This window comes from Planomonospora sp. ID82291 (assembly GCF_015711645.1).
GTDB lineage: Bacteria > Actinomycetota > Actinomycetes > Streptosporangiales > Streptosporangiaceae > Planomonospora.
The window spans coordinates 1,831,502-1,846,926 of record NZ_JABTEX010000001.1 but is presented as its reverse complement, the minus strand read 5'-3'; the positions used below and the strand labels follow the sequence as shown (position 1 = coordinate 1,846,926).

17 protein-coding genes and 1 tRNA gene are annotated in these 15,425 nt (G+C 71.8%); 8 read left to right on the top strand and 10 right to left on the bottom strand.

Annotated elements, in window-relative coordinates; genetic code table 11:
• The first annotated feature begins 14 nt into the window (after positions 1–14).
• Both HS045_RS08215 and HS045_RS08210 read left to right on the top strand, forming a co-directional pair.
• Positions 15–281: a hypothetical protein gene (locus HS045_RS08215; RefSeq protein WP_196450515.1), complete on the top strand. Its 267-nt coding sequence runs from the start codon at positions 15–17 to the stop codon at positions 279–281.
• Complete coding sequence (locus HS045_RS08210) at positions 278–1,852, top strand: radical SAM protein (protein WP_307827420.1); 1,575 nt, start codon at positions 278–280, stop codon at positions 1,850–1,852. Before HS045_RS08215 ends, HS045_RS08210 begins: the two co-directional genes overlap by 4 nt.
• A 160-nt stretch (positions 1,853–2,012) precedes the next feature.
• Here HS045_RS08210 and HS045_RS08205 read toward each other — a convergent pair whose 3' ends face one another.
• Both HS045_RS08205 and HS045_RS08200 read right to left on the bottom strand, forming a co-directional pair.
• Positions 2,013–2,900 (bottom strand): MauE/DoxX family redox-associated membrane protein, encoded by an 888-nt coding sequence (locus HS045_RS08205; RefSeq protein WP_196450514.1) that lies wholly within the window; start codon positions 2,898–2,900, stop codon positions 2,013–2,015.
• 49 nt (positions 2,901–2,949) lie between these two features.
• Complete coding sequence (locus HS045_RS08200; protein ID WP_196450513.1) at positions 2,950–3,960, bottom strand: hypothetical protein; 1,011 nt, start codon at positions 3,958–3,960, stop codon at positions 2,950–2,952.
• Between the two features lie 291 nt (positions 3,961–4,251).
• Here HS045_RS08200 and HS045_RS08195 point away from each other — a divergent pair, with 291 nt between their 5' ends.
• Complete coding sequence (locus tag HS045_RS08195; protein WP_230883477.1) at positions 4,252–4,782, top strand: SigE family RNA polymerase sigma factor; 531 nt, start codon at positions 4,252–4,254, stop codon at positions 4,780–4,782.
• A 33-nt stretch (positions 4,783–4,815) separates the two neighbouring features.
• Here the strand turns inward: HS045_RS08195 and HS045_RS08190 are convergent, their stop codons facing one another.
• A complete protein-coding gene (locus tag HS045_RS08190; RefSeq protein WP_307827419.1) occupies positions 4,816–5,409 on the bottom strand; it encodes a MarR family transcriptional regulator in 594 nt (197 codons plus the stop codon).
• Between the two features lie 102 nt (positions 5,410–5,511).
• Between HS045_RS08190 and HS045_RS08185 the strand changes: the two genes are divergently transcribed.
• On the top strand, positions 5,512–6,075 hold the full coding sequence (locus HS045_RS08185; protein ID WP_196450512.1) for a YceI family protein: 564 nt from the start codon (positions 5,512–5,514) through the stop codon (positions 6,073–6,075).
• Between the two features lie 286 nt (positions 6,076–6,361).
• Positions 6,362–6,451, top strand: a tRNA-Ser gene (locus HS045_RS08180).
• 285 nt (positions 6,452–6,736) lie between these two features.
• On the opposite strand, the gene HS045_RS08175 is transcribed toward HS045_RS08180, so the two are convergent.
• Positions 6,737–7,324, bottom strand: a complete 588-nt coding sequence (locus HS045_RS08175; protein ID WP_230883476.1) for a hypothetical protein — start codon at positions 7,322–7,324, stop codon at positions 6,737–6,739.
• Between the two features lie 480 nt (positions 7,325–7,804).
• Here HS045_RS08175 and HS045_RS08170 point away from each other — a divergent pair, with 480 nt between their 5' ends.
• Both HS045_RS08170 and HS045_RS08165 read left to right on the top strand, forming a co-directional pair.
• Entirely contained in the window at positions 7,805–8,389 is a 585-nt protein-coding gene (locus HS045_RS08170) for a DUF6461 domain-containing protein (protein WP_196450511.1), read from the top strand.
• Between the two features lie 619 nt (positions 8,390–9,008).
• A complete protein-coding gene (locus HS045_RS08165; RefSeq protein WP_196450510.1) occupies positions 9,009–9,569 on the top strand; it encodes a suppressor of fused domain protein in 561 nt (186 codons plus the stop codon).
• Positions 9,570–9,700: 131 nt separating this feature from the next.
• Here HS045_RS08165 and HS045_RS08160 read toward each other — a convergent pair whose 3' ends face one another.
• Both HS045_RS08160 and HS045_RS08155 read right to left on the bottom strand, forming a co-directional pair.
• Entirely contained in the window at positions 9,701–10,039 is a 339-nt protein-coding gene (locus tag HS045_RS08160) for a MazG nucleotide pyrophosphohydrolase domain-containing protein (protein ID WP_196450509.1), read from the bottom strand.
• 319 nt (positions 10,040–10,358) lie between these two features.
• Positions 10,359–11,186 carry an alpha/beta fold hydrolase gene (locus tag HS045_RS08155; protein WP_196450508.1) on the bottom strand — a complete coding sequence of 276 codons (828 nt, stop codon included), beginning with the start codon at positions 11,184–11,186 and terminating at the stop codon, positions 10,359–10,361.
• A 305-nt stretch (positions 11,187–11,491) separates the two neighbouring features.
• Between HS045_RS08155 and HS045_RS08150 the strand changes: the two genes are divergently transcribed.
• A complete protein-coding gene (locus HS045_RS08150) occupies positions 11,492–12,346 on the top strand; it encodes a helix-turn-helix transcriptional regulator (RefSeq protein WP_307827418.1) in 855 nt (284 codons plus the stop codon).
• 47 nt (positions 12,347–12,393) lie between these two features.
• Here HS045_RS08150 and HS045_RS08145 read toward each other — a convergent pair whose 3' ends face one another.
• The 4 genes from HS045_RS08145 to HS045_RS08130 form a co-directional block, all read right to left on the bottom strand.
• Entirely contained in the window at positions 12,394–12,831 is a 438-nt protein-coding gene (locus HS045_RS08145) for a GNAT family N-acetyltransferase (RefSeq protein ID WP_196450507.1), read from the bottom strand.
• A gap of 153 nt (positions 12,832–12,984) precedes the next feature.
• Positions 12,985–13,734, bottom strand: a complete 750-nt coding sequence (locus HS045_RS08140; RefSeq protein WP_196450506.1) for an SDR family NAD(P)-dependent oxidoreductase — start codon at positions 13,732–13,734, stop codon at positions 12,985–12,987.
• Positions 13,735–13,790: 56 nt separating this feature from the next.
• Complete coding sequence (locus HS045_RS08135; RefSeq protein ID WP_196450505.1) at positions 13,791–14,198, bottom strand: MarR family winged helix-turn-helix transcriptional regulator; 408 nt, start codon at positions 14,196–14,198, stop codon at positions 13,791–13,793.
• Between the two features lie 49 nt (positions 14,199–14,247).
• The gene (locus HS045_RS08130; RefSeq protein WP_196450504.1) at positions 14,248–15,309 is read right to left on the bottom strand and encodes a hypothetical protein; all 1,062 of its coding nucleotides are present in this window, start codon (positions 15,307–15,309) and stop codon (positions 14,248–14,250) included.
• Positions 15,310–15,425 lie beyond the last annotated feature (116 nt).

The window sequence follows — 15,425 nt, the reverse complement described above, 5'->3', positions numbered from 1 at the left end:
CCACGGGAGTGGTCGTGGGGCTGACGTTCGTCGGCATCCTCGCCTTCGTCGCCCTCGACGTGCTGATCGGGCTCCTGGCGATCTCGACCGAATCGTCCGTGGGCATCGGCGTGGCGGCGGTGATCCTGGCGCTGGGGACCTTCGGCACCGGGGTCGCGCTGGTCCGCAGGAGAGAGGCGTGGTCCAAAGGACTGGGGATCGGCCTCATGCTCGGCTGGGCACTGGTCTCGATCTTCAGCGCCGGGTTCTGCACCGGCCTCAACCCCGGGCTCTACCCGTGACCGGGACCGGCGGGATGGGGCTGCGGGGCGACCGCATCCTCCGCTACGTCAACGCCTTCTGCCCGCACTGCCACGACGGGGACCCCGAGCGCCCGCTGCACGACGTACCCCGCCTGACCGGCTACCTCGCCGCCCGCGACGGCCGGGTGTTCCTGGAGCGCGGCTGCCGCGTGCACGGCCTGGTGCGCACCCTCTACGACGAGGACCCCGAGATCCTCGCCTACCTGGAGGAGTGGACCGCCCCCACCAAGGCCCACGTCCCCGACACCCCCGGGAACTTCGACCCGGTCCCCGCGGCGTACCTGCGGGGGCTCCCGGAGACGCAGACCCAGCACACCTGCATCCTGCTGGAGGACATCGCCGAGACCTGCAACCTGCGCTGCCCGACCTGCTTCGCCGGCTCCTCGCCCGACCTGCGCGGGGTGGTCCCGGTCGCCGACGTCCTGGCCAACGTCGACCAGCGCCTGGCCAGGGAGAACGGCCGCCTGGACGTGCTCATGCTGAGCGGCGGCGAGCCCACCCTCCACCCGGAGCTGGGGACGCTCCTGGCCGGGCTCGCCGCCCGGCCGGTCACCCGGATCCTGGTCAACACCAACGGCCTCGCCGTGGCCCGCGACGACGCGCTGCTCGACCTGCTCACCGCGCACCGCGAGCGGGTGGAGGTCTACCTGCAGTACGACGGGACCTCCGCCGCGGCCTCGCGCCACCACCGGGGCGGGGACCTGCGCGCCCTCAAGGCGGAGGCCGTACGGCGGCTGTCGGAGCGGGGGATCTTCACGACCCTGGTCATGACCGCGGCCCTCGGCGTCAACGACGGCGAGATCGGCGACGTGGTACGGCTCGCGCTCGACACCCCCTACGTGGGCGGCGTCTCCCTGCAGCCGCAGTTCGGCTCCGGCCGGTCGGCGGCGATCGACCCGCTCGACCGGCTGACCCACACCGGGGTGCTCGCCCGCCTCGGACCGCAGACCGGCGGCACCGTCACCTGGCGCGACCTGACGGCGCTGCCGTGCTCGCACCCGCACTGCTGCTCGGTCGGTTACATGATCCGCGACGACTCCGGCGCGTGGCGGTCGCTGACGGCCCTGATCGGCCACGACCGGCTCAAGGAGCACCTCGGCCTGGTGGCCAACCGGATCGCCGACCGGGAGATCCCCCGCGAGCTGCGCCGGGCCGTACAGGAGTCGCTGCTCGGACTGCTGTCGGAGCAGTCGTCCCTCTCGCACCCGCAGATCGGCGACCTGTGGCGGAACATCGGCGAGAACTGCGACCTGGGCGTGTCCACCCTGCTGGCGCTGGCCTCCTCGGCGCTGCCCGGCCGGCGCGAGAGGCTCCGCCGGATGCTCGGCGAGCGCGTGGTCCGGATCACCGTGAAGCCGTTCATGGACATGGCGACGATGCTGGAGGAGCGCCTGGTCCAGTGCTGCGTGCACGTCGGCACCCGTGCGGACCAGGACCAGTGCGCCCCGTTCTGCGCCGTCCAGGCCTGGCCCGCCCTCTCCCGTCAGCGGCTCTCCGCGGTGGCGGCGGCCGACCCGGGCGCGCGGCTCCCCCTGGTGGAGCCCACGTGACGGGGCGCGCGGCTCCCCCTGGTGGAGTCCACGTGACGGGGCGTGCGGATCCGGCGGGCAGAGGTCCCGCGGCGGCGGCCGGGTCCGGTCCATCGGAGCCCGGCCCCGTCCCGGCCTTTACCGGGCTCTCCGGCGCCTGCCCTGGACGGCCGTACGGAGATCAGAGATCGCGCGTCGCGAGCGCGGGGGAGCCGCCGGCCCCGTCCGGGACCGCCACGGGCTCCGGCACCGGGACGGCTCCGACGGCCCGCCCGTCCGGGCCGACCAGCGCCACCCGGACCGCGGGCTTGCGACCGCTCAGGTAGACGGCGAAGACCACGTCCACCGGCTCGCCGTCCGGGCCCCGCCCCTCGTGGACGAAGAACCGCCAGCAGAGCTCCCGCCAGCTGTCGACCGGCTCGGTGCTCGTCAGCGACGCCGCGTGGGTCCGCCAGGCCGTACTGGAACGGAGCCGGGCGGCGGCCGTCGCCGCGTCCGCGGGACGCTCCTCGCACGGTGCGCGGTGCCGGAGCCGGGCGGCGGTCTCCTCGATTTCGGGGGAGAAGGCGGCGACCAGCAGCAGCCCTCCGGCCACCGCCAGCGCCTCGGTCCAGGAGATCCCGGACAGCACGGACCACCCCGGTACCGTTCCGGCCCACACGGTCCCGGCCGCCATGGCCGTCAGGACGACGGTGCGGGCGAACGAGCGGAAGCCCACCGGCACCGTGCTGGCCTCGCCGAAGCAGCCGCAGCCCACGTCGGGACGGCGACGGCGCAGTTCCCACAGGACGTAGGTGGCCACCGCGAAGAACGCGGTCGTCCCCCACCGGAAGACGGGATGACCGGTGGCCATCAGCCCGACCAGCAGCATCGCCTCCCCGACCGCGCAACCGAGCATCACCGGCGCGCGCCACTGCTCGGGCACCAGCACGGCCGGTCCCAGCCCGCTCATCCCGTCCAGCCCTTTGTCGCCTCGGGCGGTCCGGAACTTGGCCACCGTACCGAGGGCCAGCAGCACGCCCAGCACCGGGAGCTGGGCGGCGGCGATCGTCCTCAACGTCTCTGCCATCTGCGTCGTCACCTGTGTCATCCCGAAGCCGTCTGCGTCGTCACCTGTGTCATCCCAAAGCGATCCGGGCGTTGAAGCAACCCTTGGTCAGCTCCCCGCCGAGTTCCACGAAAGAGGCCGGCGACAGTTCCACGATCCGGCCGCGCGGGGAGGTGCCGCACTCCAGGCACCGGTCGCAGAACCGGCCGGCGAGGCAGCCGCAGGTCACGACCGGTACGACCGCGGTACGGCCGGAGCACACGTTGCGCACGTCGAGCACCGACCCCAGGGCGAGGTACGGCAGCCGCGCACACGATCTCCCCACCTCGTCGCACTCGGCGTCGGAGGACTCCAGCATCGGATAGGCGGCTCCCCGCTCGCCGAAGTCGAAGCCGTCGGACCAGCTCGCGGCCCCCGAGACGTGCGCCTGCGCGCCGCCGTAGGCCAGGGGCGGCTCGGGCACGGACGTCCACCGGTAGGGCGGCTGCGAGGTCGTGGGCAGCCGGACGTGGGCCAGGCCGTCCTCGACGACGCCGACGGCGTCGAACAGGTAGCCGGGTTCGAGCTTGGGGTGCCGGACCCGGAGCCGCCCCGAGACCGCGTAGGGGATGACGACCGTCCGCCGGCCCCGGTGCGGTCCGCAGTAGAGCTCGATCGTGCGGTCCCCGGTGCCGGGGCCGACCTCCTGGATCACCCCGGTGATCCGGGTGGTGTCCGCCCAGATCCGGTCGACGACCCGGCCGGCCCTCAATGCCCTGACGACCACGTTGGCGCCCGGCGGCAGGTCCGCCGGGGCGACGGCGTCGCCGCGCCAGGCGGTCGCCCAGGGGGCGATGACGAGCCGTTCCTCCCTGCCGTCCGGGGTCTCGATGACGAGCAGGTGCGGGCTGGCGTCCATGACCGTGCCGGTGACGGCGTGCAGGAGCTCACCGCCGCCGGGCCCGTCCCCGGATCCGTCGCCGGATCCGTCGCCGGGCCCGTTCCCTGTTCCGTTCCCGGGAGCGGGACCGGGGGCCGCGAGGGGACGGCCGAGCGCGGCCGAGGCCAGCGCCCGGCGGCGGGCGATGCTCCGCTGGGGCATCGTGGTTCTCCTGTTCTCGGCTTCTCGGCGGGACGTCCCGCCAGCGTCACATGCTCGGAGGCGTCCCGTGCTCGGCTTCCCCCGATAATCCCGTCAGGTATCCGACCAGGTATCAGGATTTCCCTCCCCAGTGGAACCCCTCTCCCCCATGACTGGGCAAAACAGCGCCTAACGGTCTTTCCGGAGCCGACGGGGAGGTTGGAACGATCTTTACGGCCGGCGGGATGAAACCTGGATGGCGGTTCAGCCGGATCAGGGGCTCCGGCTGCGATTCTGGCCACGGGAGACACCTTGACCACAGGGCGGGTGATCGCGGTGACCGGGGGGACCCACGACGAGTTCCGCGAGTACGTCGTTGCTCGCGGACCGGCGCTGCTGCGCGCCGCCCGACAGGTCGCCGGGAACCCGGACGACGCCGAGGACCTGCTCCAGGCGGCGCTGGCCAGGACCTACCTGGCCTGGGAGCGCATCGAGGACCGCGCGGCCCTGGACGGCTACGTGCGCCGGACGATGGTCAACATCAACATCTCGTGGTGGCGGCGGCGCAAGCTGCAGGAGTATCCGTCGGAGCAGGTTCCCGAGCCGATCGTCCCCAGCGGCCGGCGGCAGCTCCCCGAGCGGGTGGAGCAGGCGCTCGACGGGCTGCCCGCCCGGATGCGGGCCGCGATCGTGCTGCGGTACTACGAGGACATGACCGAGCCGGAGGTCGCCCGGGCCCTGGGCGTCAGCGTCGGCACGGTCAAGAGCACGGTCTCCCGCGGGATGGCCAAGCTCCGCTGCGCCCTGGAGGCCCCGGAGCGGCGACTCGAACCCCAGCCCTGACCGTCCTCCGCGCCTCTCCTGGAGCGTTCCGGGTCATCGGCCGAACCCGTCGGGAGGGCGTCGGGAGGGCGGCCGGGCGGAGGGCGGCCGGTCAGGAGACGCCTGTTCGGAGGGTGGCCGTGGGGAAGGGCGCCCGCAGGACCCCGGTTCCCCGGGGGATCGGGTCTGGGCGCCCGCCGTGGCGCAGGGCCGTACGGCGTCGCGGACGGTTCTGAGGGCGTCGAGGAGGGCCGAGAGGCGTTCGGAGGAGAGCAGGCCGGTGAGCCAGGTCTCGATGTCCGCCAGGTGCTGCGGCAGGACCTCGCCGAGCCGCGCCAGGCCCGTCTCGGTGATCACCGCGTACGACGTCCGGCGGTCCGTGGCGCACGCCTCCCGCGCGACCAGGCCCTCGCGTTCCAGCCGGTCCACGACCCTGGTCACGCCGCTGGTGGAGAGGGTGGTCTGCGCGGCCAGGTCGCTCATCCGCAGGCGTTGCCCGGGTGAGCGCGCCAGGCGGATCAGGGTCTCGAAGTCGATCTCGGAGAGCCCCGCCGCCGCGAGGGTGGGGAGCGTCTTGGCCGACAGTCCGGTGGAGACCTCGGCGAGGAGGCCCATCGCGGTCAGCCGGGGGTCGTCTAGGGGAAGCACGTTCCCACTGTATCCGACGATAGTTGACGAGAGGAATATTCCTCGTGTAGAAATATGTTTACGCAAACGTCCACGCAGCAAGCACCCCCTCGGGAGAACATGATGAGCACGCGCACCTGGGAGAACCTCCAGATCCCCGCCGCCGGCACCTACACGCTCGACACCGCCCACACCACCGTCGGCTTCGTCGTCAAGCACATGATGGTGAGCAAGGTCCGCGGCGGCTTCGGCGACTTCGCCGGCACCGTGACGATCGCGGAGAACCCCCTGGAGTCCTCCGCCGAGCTCACGATCAAGACCGCGAGCATCAGCACCGGCGTGGCCGACCGCGACGGCCACCTGCGCAGCGACGACTTCCTCGCCGTCGAGAAGTTCCCCGAGCTGACCTTCCGCAGCACGCGCGTCGTCGGCCACTCCGGTGACGAGTTCACCCTCTCCGGCGACCTGACGATCCGCGACGTCACCCGGCCGGTCGAGCTCACCGTCGAGTACGGCGGCGCCGGCACCAACCCGTGGGGCCAGGAGGTCTGGGGCTTCTCCATCACGACCGAGATCGACCGTGAGGAGTTCGGCCTCACCTGGAACCAGGCGCTGGAGACCGGCGGCGTGCTCGTCGGCAAGAAGATCAAGATCGAGATCGAGGGCGAGGCCAACCCCGCCGCCTGATCTCCGTGATCCGATCTCTGTGATCCGTGATCCGTGGAGGGCTCCTCCCGTGTCGGCGAGGAGCCCTCTGCATGTTCGGCAGGCGAGACTTCTTGTCTCATATATAGAGAATCCACAGGTTTGTCCTGGATCTCATCTGCTCGTTCACGACTCCGTCCACAGGCGTGGACGAAGTTATCCACATAAGGTGGATAACCGGCCCAGGGAGGACTGGCCGACGCGCCAGGCAATCGCTTTGCCGCCCTGCCCGATCGCCGGTACTCTGTGCTGAGCCACACGGCTACCAGGAGGCTTCGCCTAGTCAGGTCTATGGCGCCGCACTGCTAATGCGGTTTGGGTTTACCGCCCATCCGGGGTTCAAATCCCCGAGCCTCCGCAGGTCAGAGGCCCTCTCCCGAGTTCGGGGAGAGGGCCTTTTCTGATCTTCGGAGGGCTCGTGGTCGCCGTTCCCGTTGCAACGGGTACCCGGTGAGGACCCAGGAGTCTCCCCACAGCGCCGAGGCGGGCCGTTCGCCGGCGTCGCGCATGAGGGGGGTGGACACGTGGGTGTACCGCTCGGTCGTGGTGACCCTCGGTGGTCGGGGACCTCCTGAACGACGTGGCGGTACGCCAAGACGCCCGTCTCTCGGGTTCGAGGCAGGACGTGAAGCGGGAGCGTGGATCAGGAGGTCGCAGGCAGGAGGCAGTAGGCGGCTGTGGCGTCGTCGAGGGCCTTGCCGCGTGGCCAGCGTTCGCCGTGCGAGTCGGAGTGCTCGGCTTCGCGGACCCGGCGGATCAGTTCGGCGGGGCCGTGCTGGTCGAGGAGGTCGAGGGTCTGCCGCCAGGTGGTCAGGGCGAAGCGGTCGACCAGGCGGGAGGCGCCGTCGCTGAGCAGGGCGGCGGCGCGGACCTGGTGGGCGGGGACGGTGCCGGTGAGGGCCTGGTCGGCGGCGAGGGGGTCGGCGGAGGCGACCCAGAAGCCGCCGTCGCGGTTGCGGTGGCCGCGCAGGGTCTCCACGTACGCCCGGTGGGCGGCGACGTGTTCGGGGCTGCCGGAGGGCAGGGCGTCCATGGTCGTGCGGTGGGCCGCGCCGACGAGGGCTTCCCGGTCGTCGCAGATGACCATGGGTTCTGTCGTGTCGGCCGTGTCCAGGACGAGGGCGGAGTCGGCGAGGATCAGCCAGTCCAGGGTGTCGGCGTTGTGGCGCAGCATGACGACGGTGGCCGAGGGTGAGCCCGCGTGCGTCAGGTCGCAGGTGAAGTCGTGCATGGACGCCACGGTCTTGATGCCCTCGGCGAGGACCTCGATCAGCGGGCTGGTGAGCTTGACGCAGAGGGCCGGCCCACGCCCGCGCGACCGAATCCTCCGTAATCCTCGTACGAGAGCTGGTGGAGCTTCGTCCACCCGACCTGGTCAACACCATCGTGGCTAATCTCGAGGTTCTCGAACAGCATCTGCAGACAGGCGCAATCGTGGCTTTCGCCACCGGAGGTATCCGCGTCCGCGCGCTCCCTCTTCGCTGAAACAGCATGATCCACGTGGCGGATCCGTGTCAGAACGGACGGTCGGCCGAGGTCCGTCACGGATACTCACGATCGTTCGACCCGCTCTGGCCTGCACCCCGTTTTCCCGGCTCAGCACGGCAAGATCAGTAGATGGTCCCCAATCTGACAGTGCACAGACAACGAGTGAAGTTGTCGGCCCTCTCTGCCATGATCACCGCGATACGGCTTCCAGGAAGGCAGGCGAATGGGCAGCGCCACGGCTGCGACCTATGAGTGGCTCTGCGCGGAGTTCACCGACGGCGCCGATGAGACCTGGCTCTGCGCCGGCTTCGTGCGGGACCTGTCCCCTCGGGAAGCCCTGCGGCGGATCCACGTCACCCCGGGCTCTCTGGGCGAGTCGGGACAGGGCGTCGCGGCCTACGCGGCCGGCGGTGGAACCGTCCTGATCGAATACGGCTCGCCGAGAACCGTCTACGACAAGGCCCATCTGCTGTCAGCGGGCACCACCGCGGCAGCGGTGTACGTGAACATCAACAACGACGGCTTCACCTACTGCGTCGATGGCCGCCGGATCACCACGTTCAGCCTGTACGCCTATTCTCTGCGGAAGGGCTTCGATCCCGACCGGCTCCAGGCGGATGTCGAAGACCTCGGCATGGACATCGACGGCGACCAGCTCGGGTTCTCCGACGATCCCGTCTCCAGCGCTCTGGCCCTTGCCGAACGCGCCACAGGCGTCCGCCTGTCTGCGGCCCGGTTCACCGGTCCGGCTCTGATCGGATCCACCGACCATATCTACCTCATGGCCGCTGACGCCCTCGGCTCATGAAGATCTGGAACATGCGCGGAACGATCCCGGCCCGCCATGTCCGATGCGGTGCGAAACTTCAGGTCACGGCACCAGGCACCGCATAGGAAGCCCTCCTCTTTCAACCCGTGGCTTCGGGTTCGAGAGCTGCCACAATCAGGCCGTGACTCCCCAGGACTCCCCGCTTCACAAGGCCGCCCGCCTCTATCTCGCCGGCACCCGCACCGAGGAGGTCGCTGCCAGGGCCGCCGAGGTCATGGAGTGCCTGGACGACGGCTGGGAGACGGTGATTCTTCGGAGATCTCGGCGGTGCTCACCCGCAGCCGCCCGAGTTCCGGGATCCGCTGGTCGAGGCAGCACGCCTGCCATGGCTCAAGGAGGATGCCGACCGGTACGAGCGACGGCCGCGCCCGTTGGTCCAGGTTGAACCGATCGGAACTCCCGGTTCCGATGAAGGCGCGCTGTCGCCGGCCGTACGACCTCACCGCGGGCCGGAGGAGCACCGGTGATCCGGCAAGGGCCCACGCCGTACCGGGCCGGTCCCGGCGGCGCCTCCCCGCTCCGTCCCCCCTTTCCCGGACCTGTTCCCGACAGGGGTGCGGAATCATTCGGAACGGTGATCTCGCGGCAGAATCAGCATATGCAGACCCGTGTCGAGCGCTACCTGGCGCATCTGGACCGCCTCTCCGGAGGACGGGAACCGAAGTTCACCCCGTTCCGTTCGACCACGCCGGGAATGCGCGACGTCACCGCGATCGTCTACCGCGATCTTCCGGAACCCGGGTTCGTCACCGGCCTGACCTACGGGTTGTCGCTGTCCGGCCACCCCTCCTGGACCCGCAGCACACCGGAGCTGTGCATCAGCGTGCGCTCCACCGACGAGGCCTGGGCCTGGGCGGTCGCCTACCTCGCCGAGCGGCTTCGCGGCGGCGACTGCCACTTCGCCTACGGCGACACCCTCGGTTTCGGGGAGCGCGTCTCCCGGGAGAGCGACATGGACGCCTTCCTGCTCTTCACTCCCCCCGGGCTCGACCGGGAGGACTTCGCCAGCATCGACGTCGGTGACGACCTGCCCGTCAGCATCACCGGTTGCTACCCCATCCACTCCAGCGAGCGCCGCTTCATCCAGGACAACGGCCTCGACGCCTTCTGGGACCTCGACTGGGACCCGTACGACGTGACCCGCGCCGCCGTCGCCTGACCATCGCGCCCGGCGCGCTCCGGGAGGCGGCGCCCTCCCGGTTCAGTGATCACCGAGAGGCGGCCGGGTGGCCTCGCCGGAAAGCGGGTGGCGGACGCCGGCTCGGAGCGTGAACGCCGTACGGCCAGCCGTCACTCCCCGCTCCCGTCCTGCGGGGAGTGACGGCCCGGGAGCCGGGACAGCCACTTGCGGGCGACCTCGGCCTCCAGCTCGACGCCGTGGTGCCGGGCCAGCAGCAGGACGTGGGCGAGGACGTCGGCGAGCTCGGAGCGGAAGCCGGACTCCAGTTCCTCCCGGGAGTACCCCTTGTCCCGGGCCTGGCCGGCGCGCATGAGGAAGACCTGCGTCAGCTCGCCCACCTCCTCCTGGAGCTTCAGCAGGAACCAGGTGGCGTCCCGGGTGATGCCGTGTCTGAGCGCGTAGGCATCGGAGACCGCCTCGACCTCGTCCGTGAGCTGCCGCAAGTCCATGGCGGGAGTCTAGGGACATCCGGCGGGCGGGGCGGCCGGGACGGGGTCACGGGGCGGGGACGGAGGTCACGGGGCCGGGTCGGGGTCACGGGGCGGGGACGGAGGTCACGGGGCCGGGTCGGGGTCACGGGGCGGGGACGGAGGTCACGGGGCCGGGTCGGGGTCACGGGGCGGGGACGGAGGTCACGGGGCCGGGTCGGGGTCACGGGGCGGGGACGGAGGTCACGGGGCCGGGTCGGGGTCACGGGGCGGGGACGGAGGTCACGGGGCCGGGTCGGGGTCACGGGGCGGGGACGGAGGTCGCGGGGCCGGGCCGGAGTCATGGCGCGGAGACGAAGTCCCGGACGAGTCCGACGAACTCGTCCGGCTTCTCGAAGAAGACGACGTGCCCCGCGTCGATCTCGGCGTAGGCGCTGCCCGGGATCGCCGCGTGCAGGTCCCGGCTGTTGCCCACCGGGACGGTGGCGTCCTGGGAGCAGCCCACGACCAGGGTCTCCGCCTGGACCAGGGGCAGCAGGCGGCGGATGTCCACGCGTGCGTCCAGGTCGACGTGGCGCAGGGTTCCGGGTGTCGGCGGCAGGTTGGGCACCAGCTTCTCGACCTCGTCCCTGCCGAGTGCGTTGAGGAAGTCCCGGCTGAAGCCCGTCATCGTGACGCTCCGGCCGAACGCCTCGGCGTCCACGGCCCCCAGCCGCCGCCACAGGGTGAACAGGTTCCGCAGGTACTCGTCGGCGTCCGTACGGATCCAGCCGGCGACCAGGATCAACCGGCGCACCAGGTCGGGGCGGGAGGCGGCGAGTGCGGCGGCCACCGGCGCGCCCATCGAGAAGCCGAGGACGTCGGCCGCCGGGCCCGCTCCGGTGCCCGTGGCGTGCGCGGTGTCCGGGGCGTGCGCGGCGTCCTCGATGACGGCCGCGACCTGCTCGGCCAGGCCCTCGACGGTGAGCGGCGCCCCGTCGTCGGAGGTGCGGTCGGTTCCGGACAGGTCGGGCGTGATCACCGTGTGCCGGTCGGCGAACCGGTGGGCGATCCCGCCCCACGTCAGCTCGGCACCTGCGGACCCGGTGCCGTGCACCAGGACGAGGATCGGGCCGGTGCCGGTACGGGTGTAGTGGACCTGGGCGTTTCCGACGGTGACGACGGGCATGCTGATCGACTCCTTGTGCGCGGTTCGGGGGTTCCGATGCGGAGGCGGCCGAGGACCGGCGGGCCCGGCCGAGGTCAGGCCGGGCCCGGCCGAGGTCAGGCCGGGGCCCGGCCGGGACCGGTCGAGGACCCGGACGGGACCCGGACGAGGACCCGGACGAGGGTCGGCCGAGAGGCGGCTCCGCACCCGGAACACCGGGGACGCCGCAGACACTGCCGCGGCCGGAGCGGGTTGAGAAGAGGACCGTCTTTCCGGGGGATCGGCGGTCCCTGGCTGAGGCCTGTCCGATTTGGGATGATCGCTGCATGTCCATGAACCGCCGGGAACTCGCCGGGTTCCTGCGTCGCTCGCGCGAGAGGCTGCGGCCGGAGGAGGCCGGACTGCCCCGTGGCCCCAGGCGCCGCACGCCCGGCCTGCGGCGCGAGGAGGTGGCGCAGCTGGCCGGGATGTCGGTCGACTACTACGTCCGCATGGAGCAGAGCCGCAGCCCGCAGCCGTCGGTGCAGACGCTGGCCGCGCTCGCCCGCGCGCTCCGGCTGGACGCCGACGAGGGGGATCATCTCTACCTGCTGGCGGGGCACCGCCCGCCGGCCGGCCGCCATGCGGGTGAGCACGTCCGGCCGGGGCTCCTCCGCCTGCTCGACCGGCTCACCGACACCCCGGCGCAGGTGGTCGGTGACCTGGGAGACGTGCTCGCCCAGAACGCGATGGCCCGGGCCCTGCTCGGCGGGGTGTGCACGGTCTCGGAGCACGGCCGCAACCTGGTCTGGCGCTGGTTCACCGATCCCGGGGCGCGCACGCCGTACCCGGCGGACGAGCACGAGCACTACGGCCGGATGCACGTCGCGGACCTGCGCGCAGCCGTCGCCCGCAGGCCGGGCGACCCCGTGGCGGCCCGCCTGGTCCGGCGGCTCGGTGAGGCCAGCGAGGAGTTCCGCGCGCTCTGGGGGTTGCACGAGGTCGCCGTCCGCCGCCGCAGCCGCGTGCGGCTCCTCCACCCGCTGGTCGGGCCGGTCGAACTGGACTGCGAAGTCCTGCTCGCTCCGGAGGAGGACCAGCGTCTGGTCGTCTTCACCCCGCCGCCGGGGAGCGCCGACGCCGACCGGCTCGACCTGCTCCGCGTCGTCGGCGGGGGGCAGTTCGCATCGGCGGACGTATGACGCTCCGTACGCCGTGCTCCGTAAGAGGCCGGTCGAATGGAGACCGGTCAGCCGAGGGCGGAGCCGCCATCGGAGGCGGGCGGGCCGTCCAGGGCGGAGCGGCGCAGGCGGCTCATCCCCGGGACCGGGAGCATGCCGAACCGCTCGTAGTACGGCTGGAGCGAGGCCTCGCAGAGCAGGTCGACCGAGTAGAGGTGGTCGGCCGCCGCGAGGATCCGCCGCATCAGCTCCGTGCCGATCCCCCGGCCCTGGTACGCGGGCAGGACCTCCAGCCAGGGGATGTAGGCGGTCAGGACCCCGTCGCTGATCATGTTGACGAATCCGACGACTCGGTCCGTGCCGTCGTCGATCGCGACGACGGCGCGGTGGCTGCCGCGGAGGACCGCCAGATGCTGCTCGGGGGAGGCGGCCCGGGGCCAGCCGACGAAGAAGCCCTGCAACTGCTCGGCGCGGACGGCGCCGACGGCGTCGGTGTAGCGGATCACGCGCGCATCCTCGCAGCGTTCCACGGGCCAGGCAAAGCGTTTTCGCGGCTCGGCGGGCGTCCGGTGGTGTGCGGGTCACACGCCGTTTGGTGGTGTGCGGGTCACACGTCGTTCGGTGGTGTGCGGGTCACACGTCGTTCGGTGGTGTGCGGGTCACACGCCGCCGGTCACCGCGATGACCTGGCCGGTGATGCCGGTGTTGGCGGCCGAGCCCAGGTAGACGACGGCGTTGGCGACCTCGGCGGCGTCCAGCAGGCGGCCGATCGGAGCACGGGTGCTGTAATGGTGGCCCACGGCCTCGGCCATCGCCTCGTTGCGGGCGGTGCGGGTGAAGCCCGGCATGACGACGTTGGACAGGATGTCGCCGTCACGGCCGAGGCTGAAGGCGGCCGAACGGCTGAAACCGTGCAGCGCGGCCTTGGCCGCCGCGTAGTACTCGCCGCCGATCATGCCCTCGGCGACGGCGCCCGAGGAGACGTGGACGAACCGGCCGAAGCCGCGTTCCCGCATGCCGGGGGCGACCAGGCGGCTGAGCCGCAGGGCTCCCTCGACGTTGTGCCTGAGCACCTCCGTCCACTCGGCGTCGGGCACGTCCTCGAAGGAGCCGTCCGGCCCCGGCGGGCGGTCGCCCCAGCGCACGGCGTTGTTGACCAGCACGTCGATCCCGCCCGTCCGCTCCCGCACCTCGGCGACCAGCGCCTCCGCCGAGCCGGGGTCGCCGAGGTCGTACGGCAGCGCGAGTCCGCCGAGCTCCCGGGCGAGGACCTCGGCCTCCTCGGGGGCGTTCCGGTAGGTGAGGACCACGCGGGCTCCTTCGGCCGCGTAGCCGCGGGCGATCTCCCGCCCGATGCCGCCGGAGGCCCCGGTCACGACGACGGTGCGGTCCTTCAGTCCCAGATCCATCGAAACTCCTTAAGTGCTTAACTTAATGGGCGTGCTCCGGCATGGAGGGGCAGGGGTCAGAGCAGCCGGGCGACGGCCTTGCGCTGGGTCGGGGTCAGGCTCGCCAGCCAGGCGGTCTCCGCGTCGTGCCAGACCTCCGTCACCGGCCGCTCCAGCGCGCGCCCGGCGTCGGTCAGCCAGACCCGCTGGACCCGGGCGTCCGCGTCGTCACGGCGCCGCACCACCAGGCCCTGCTTCTCCAGGCCGCGCAGCACCTGCGTGATGTTGGCCGCGGTCACCTTCGTGCGCTCGGCCAGCTCGCCCTGGCACAGCCCGTCCCGGCGCCAGAGCTGGGCCAGGTAGACCTCCTGGCCCAGCCGCAGGCCCAGTCTCTCCAGGCCTGCGGCGATCTGGCGCTTGTGGGAGCCGAGTCGCACGATCAACGCGTACATCGTGCTGTCCAGCAGGGAGTAGCCGTTCTCCATGTCTCGCCTGAATTTAGTTAAGCATTTAAAGATCGTCAAGACTGTCCGGCTATGCGCCGCCGAGTTCCTTGAAGGTCTCCGAGACCTGACGGAGCAGCGGGCCGTGGGCGTCGCCCCGGTTCGCCAGGGTCCAGGCGACGACCTGGTGGAAGCTCTGCTCGCCCTCCACGAACGTCACCCAGTAGACGAGGTCGAGGCCCTGGGTCGTGCCCCGCAGCTCGTACTGGCGGGCCGGGGCGCCGTTGACGAAGAGCGACCGCTGCTCGCCGAGGACGGGGTCGGTCAGGCTCTCCTGCATCTTGCCGGTGATGGCCTCGGCGTAACCGCTCAGATCGAAGTCGAAGCCGGACTTGTTCTCGCTGATCACCATCAGGTACTGCTCTTTGACCGTGTTGCCCTGCTGGATCCCGGCGCTGTCCAGAAGGGCCAGCTTCTTCCAGTCACTCGGGACGGTGATCGAACTCTTGCCGTCGGCGGCCTTGACGAGCCGGCCGTCGGCGGCCGGAACGGTCGGTTCGTCCGAGGCGGGGGCCTGCGAGGGCTCCTCGGTCGGGTCCGCCTGCGGTGTGGCCGGCGCGGACGAGGAGGCGCGGGGCGTCGGGCCCGAGGCGGTGCGGGTGGAGGCCGGGTCGTCGGGGAGCAGGGCGAACACCACCGCCAGGGCGACGAGGACCACGACGGCCCCGCCCAGGGTCCAGGGCCAGAGGGACTTGCGTCCGGGCGGTCCCGCCGGCGGCTGGGACCAGCCGCCGGGAGCCTGCTGCCCGCCGTAGGGAGGCTGGCCGTAGGGGGGCTGCGGGGCCTGGCCGTAGGGGGGCTGCTGGCCCTGGGGAGCGTACGGCGGCTGCTGGCCCTGGCCGTACGGCGGCTGCGCGCCCTGGCCGTACGGCGGCTGCTGGGCCTGGCCGTAGGGGGGCTGCTGGCCCTGGGGAGCGTACGGCGGCTGCTGGCCCTGGCCGTACGGCGGCTGCGCGCCCTGGCCGTACGGCGGCTGCGGCTCCTGGGGGCCGCCGTGCCGGGGCTGCTGCCAGGGGTCCGCGGGAGGGGGTTGCCCGTGCCCGGCAGAGGGCTGCTGGCCGTGCGGGTCCTGAGGGGATGATGGAGGCCACATGAAGGTCAGCGTTCCCTTTGTCGGTTTCCGGAGCTTCCTCCGAAGGATAAGCGTCTCCGGCTTCAGGACGGTCCCGATAGGGGAATAACAGGTCTCGCCCTCCGGATCGGTGCCCC

What these genes read in the sequence shown, in the direction of transcription:
- HS045_RS08150 (WP_307827418.1), top strand. Translation starts at nt 11,492, where the DNA reads ATGTCCATGAACCGCCGGGAACTCGCCGGGTTCCTGCGTCGCTCGCGC.
- HS045_RS08160 (WP_196450509.1), bottom strand. Translation starts at nt 10,039, where the DNA reads ATGGACTTGCGGCAGCTCACGGACGAGGTCGAGGCGGTCTCCGATGCC.
- HS045_RS08135 (WP_196450505.1), bottom strand. Translation starts at nt 14,198, where the DNA reads ATGGAGAACGGCTACTCCCTGCTGGACAGCACGATGTACGCGTTGATC.
- HS045_RS08155 (WP_196450508.1), bottom strand. Translation starts at nt 11,186, where the DNA reads ATGCCCGTCGTCACCGTCGGAAACGCCCAGGTCCACTACACCCGTACC.
- HS045_RS08165 (WP_196450510.1), top strand. Translation starts at nt 9,009, where the DNA reads ATGCAGACCCGTGTCGAGCGCTACCTGGCGCATCTGGACCGCCTCTCC.
- HS045_RS08140 (WP_196450506.1), bottom strand. Translation starts at nt 13,734, where the DNA reads ATGGATCTGGGACTGAAGGACCGCACCGTCGTCGTGACCGGGGCCTCC.
- HS045_RS08200 (WP_196450513.1), bottom strand. Translation starts at nt 3,960, where the DNA reads ATGCCCCAGCGGAGCATCGCCCGCCGCCGGGCGCTGGCCTCGGCCGCG.
- HS045_RS08185 (WP_196450512.1), top strand. Translation starts at nt 5,512, where the DNA reads ATGAGCACGCGCACCTGGGAGAACCTCCAGATCCCCGCCGCCGGCACC.
- HS045_RS08170 (WP_196450511.1), top strand. Translation starts at nt 7,805, where the DNA reads ATGGGCAGCGCCACGGCTGCGACCTATGAGTGGCTCTGCGCGGAGTTC.
- HS045_RS08130 (WP_196450504.1), bottom strand. Translation starts at nt 15,309, where the DNA reads ATGTGGCCTCCATCATCCCCTCAGGACCCGCACGGCCAGCAGCCCTCT.
- HS045_RS08175 (WP_230883476.1), bottom strand. Translation starts at nt 7,324, where the DNA reads ATGCACGACTTCACCTGCGACCTGACGCACGCGGGCTCACCCTCGGCC.
- HS045_RS08205 (WP_196450514.1), bottom strand. Translation starts at nt 2,900, where the DNA reads ATGGCAGAGACGTTGAGGACGATCGCCGCCGCCCAGCTCCCGGTGCTG.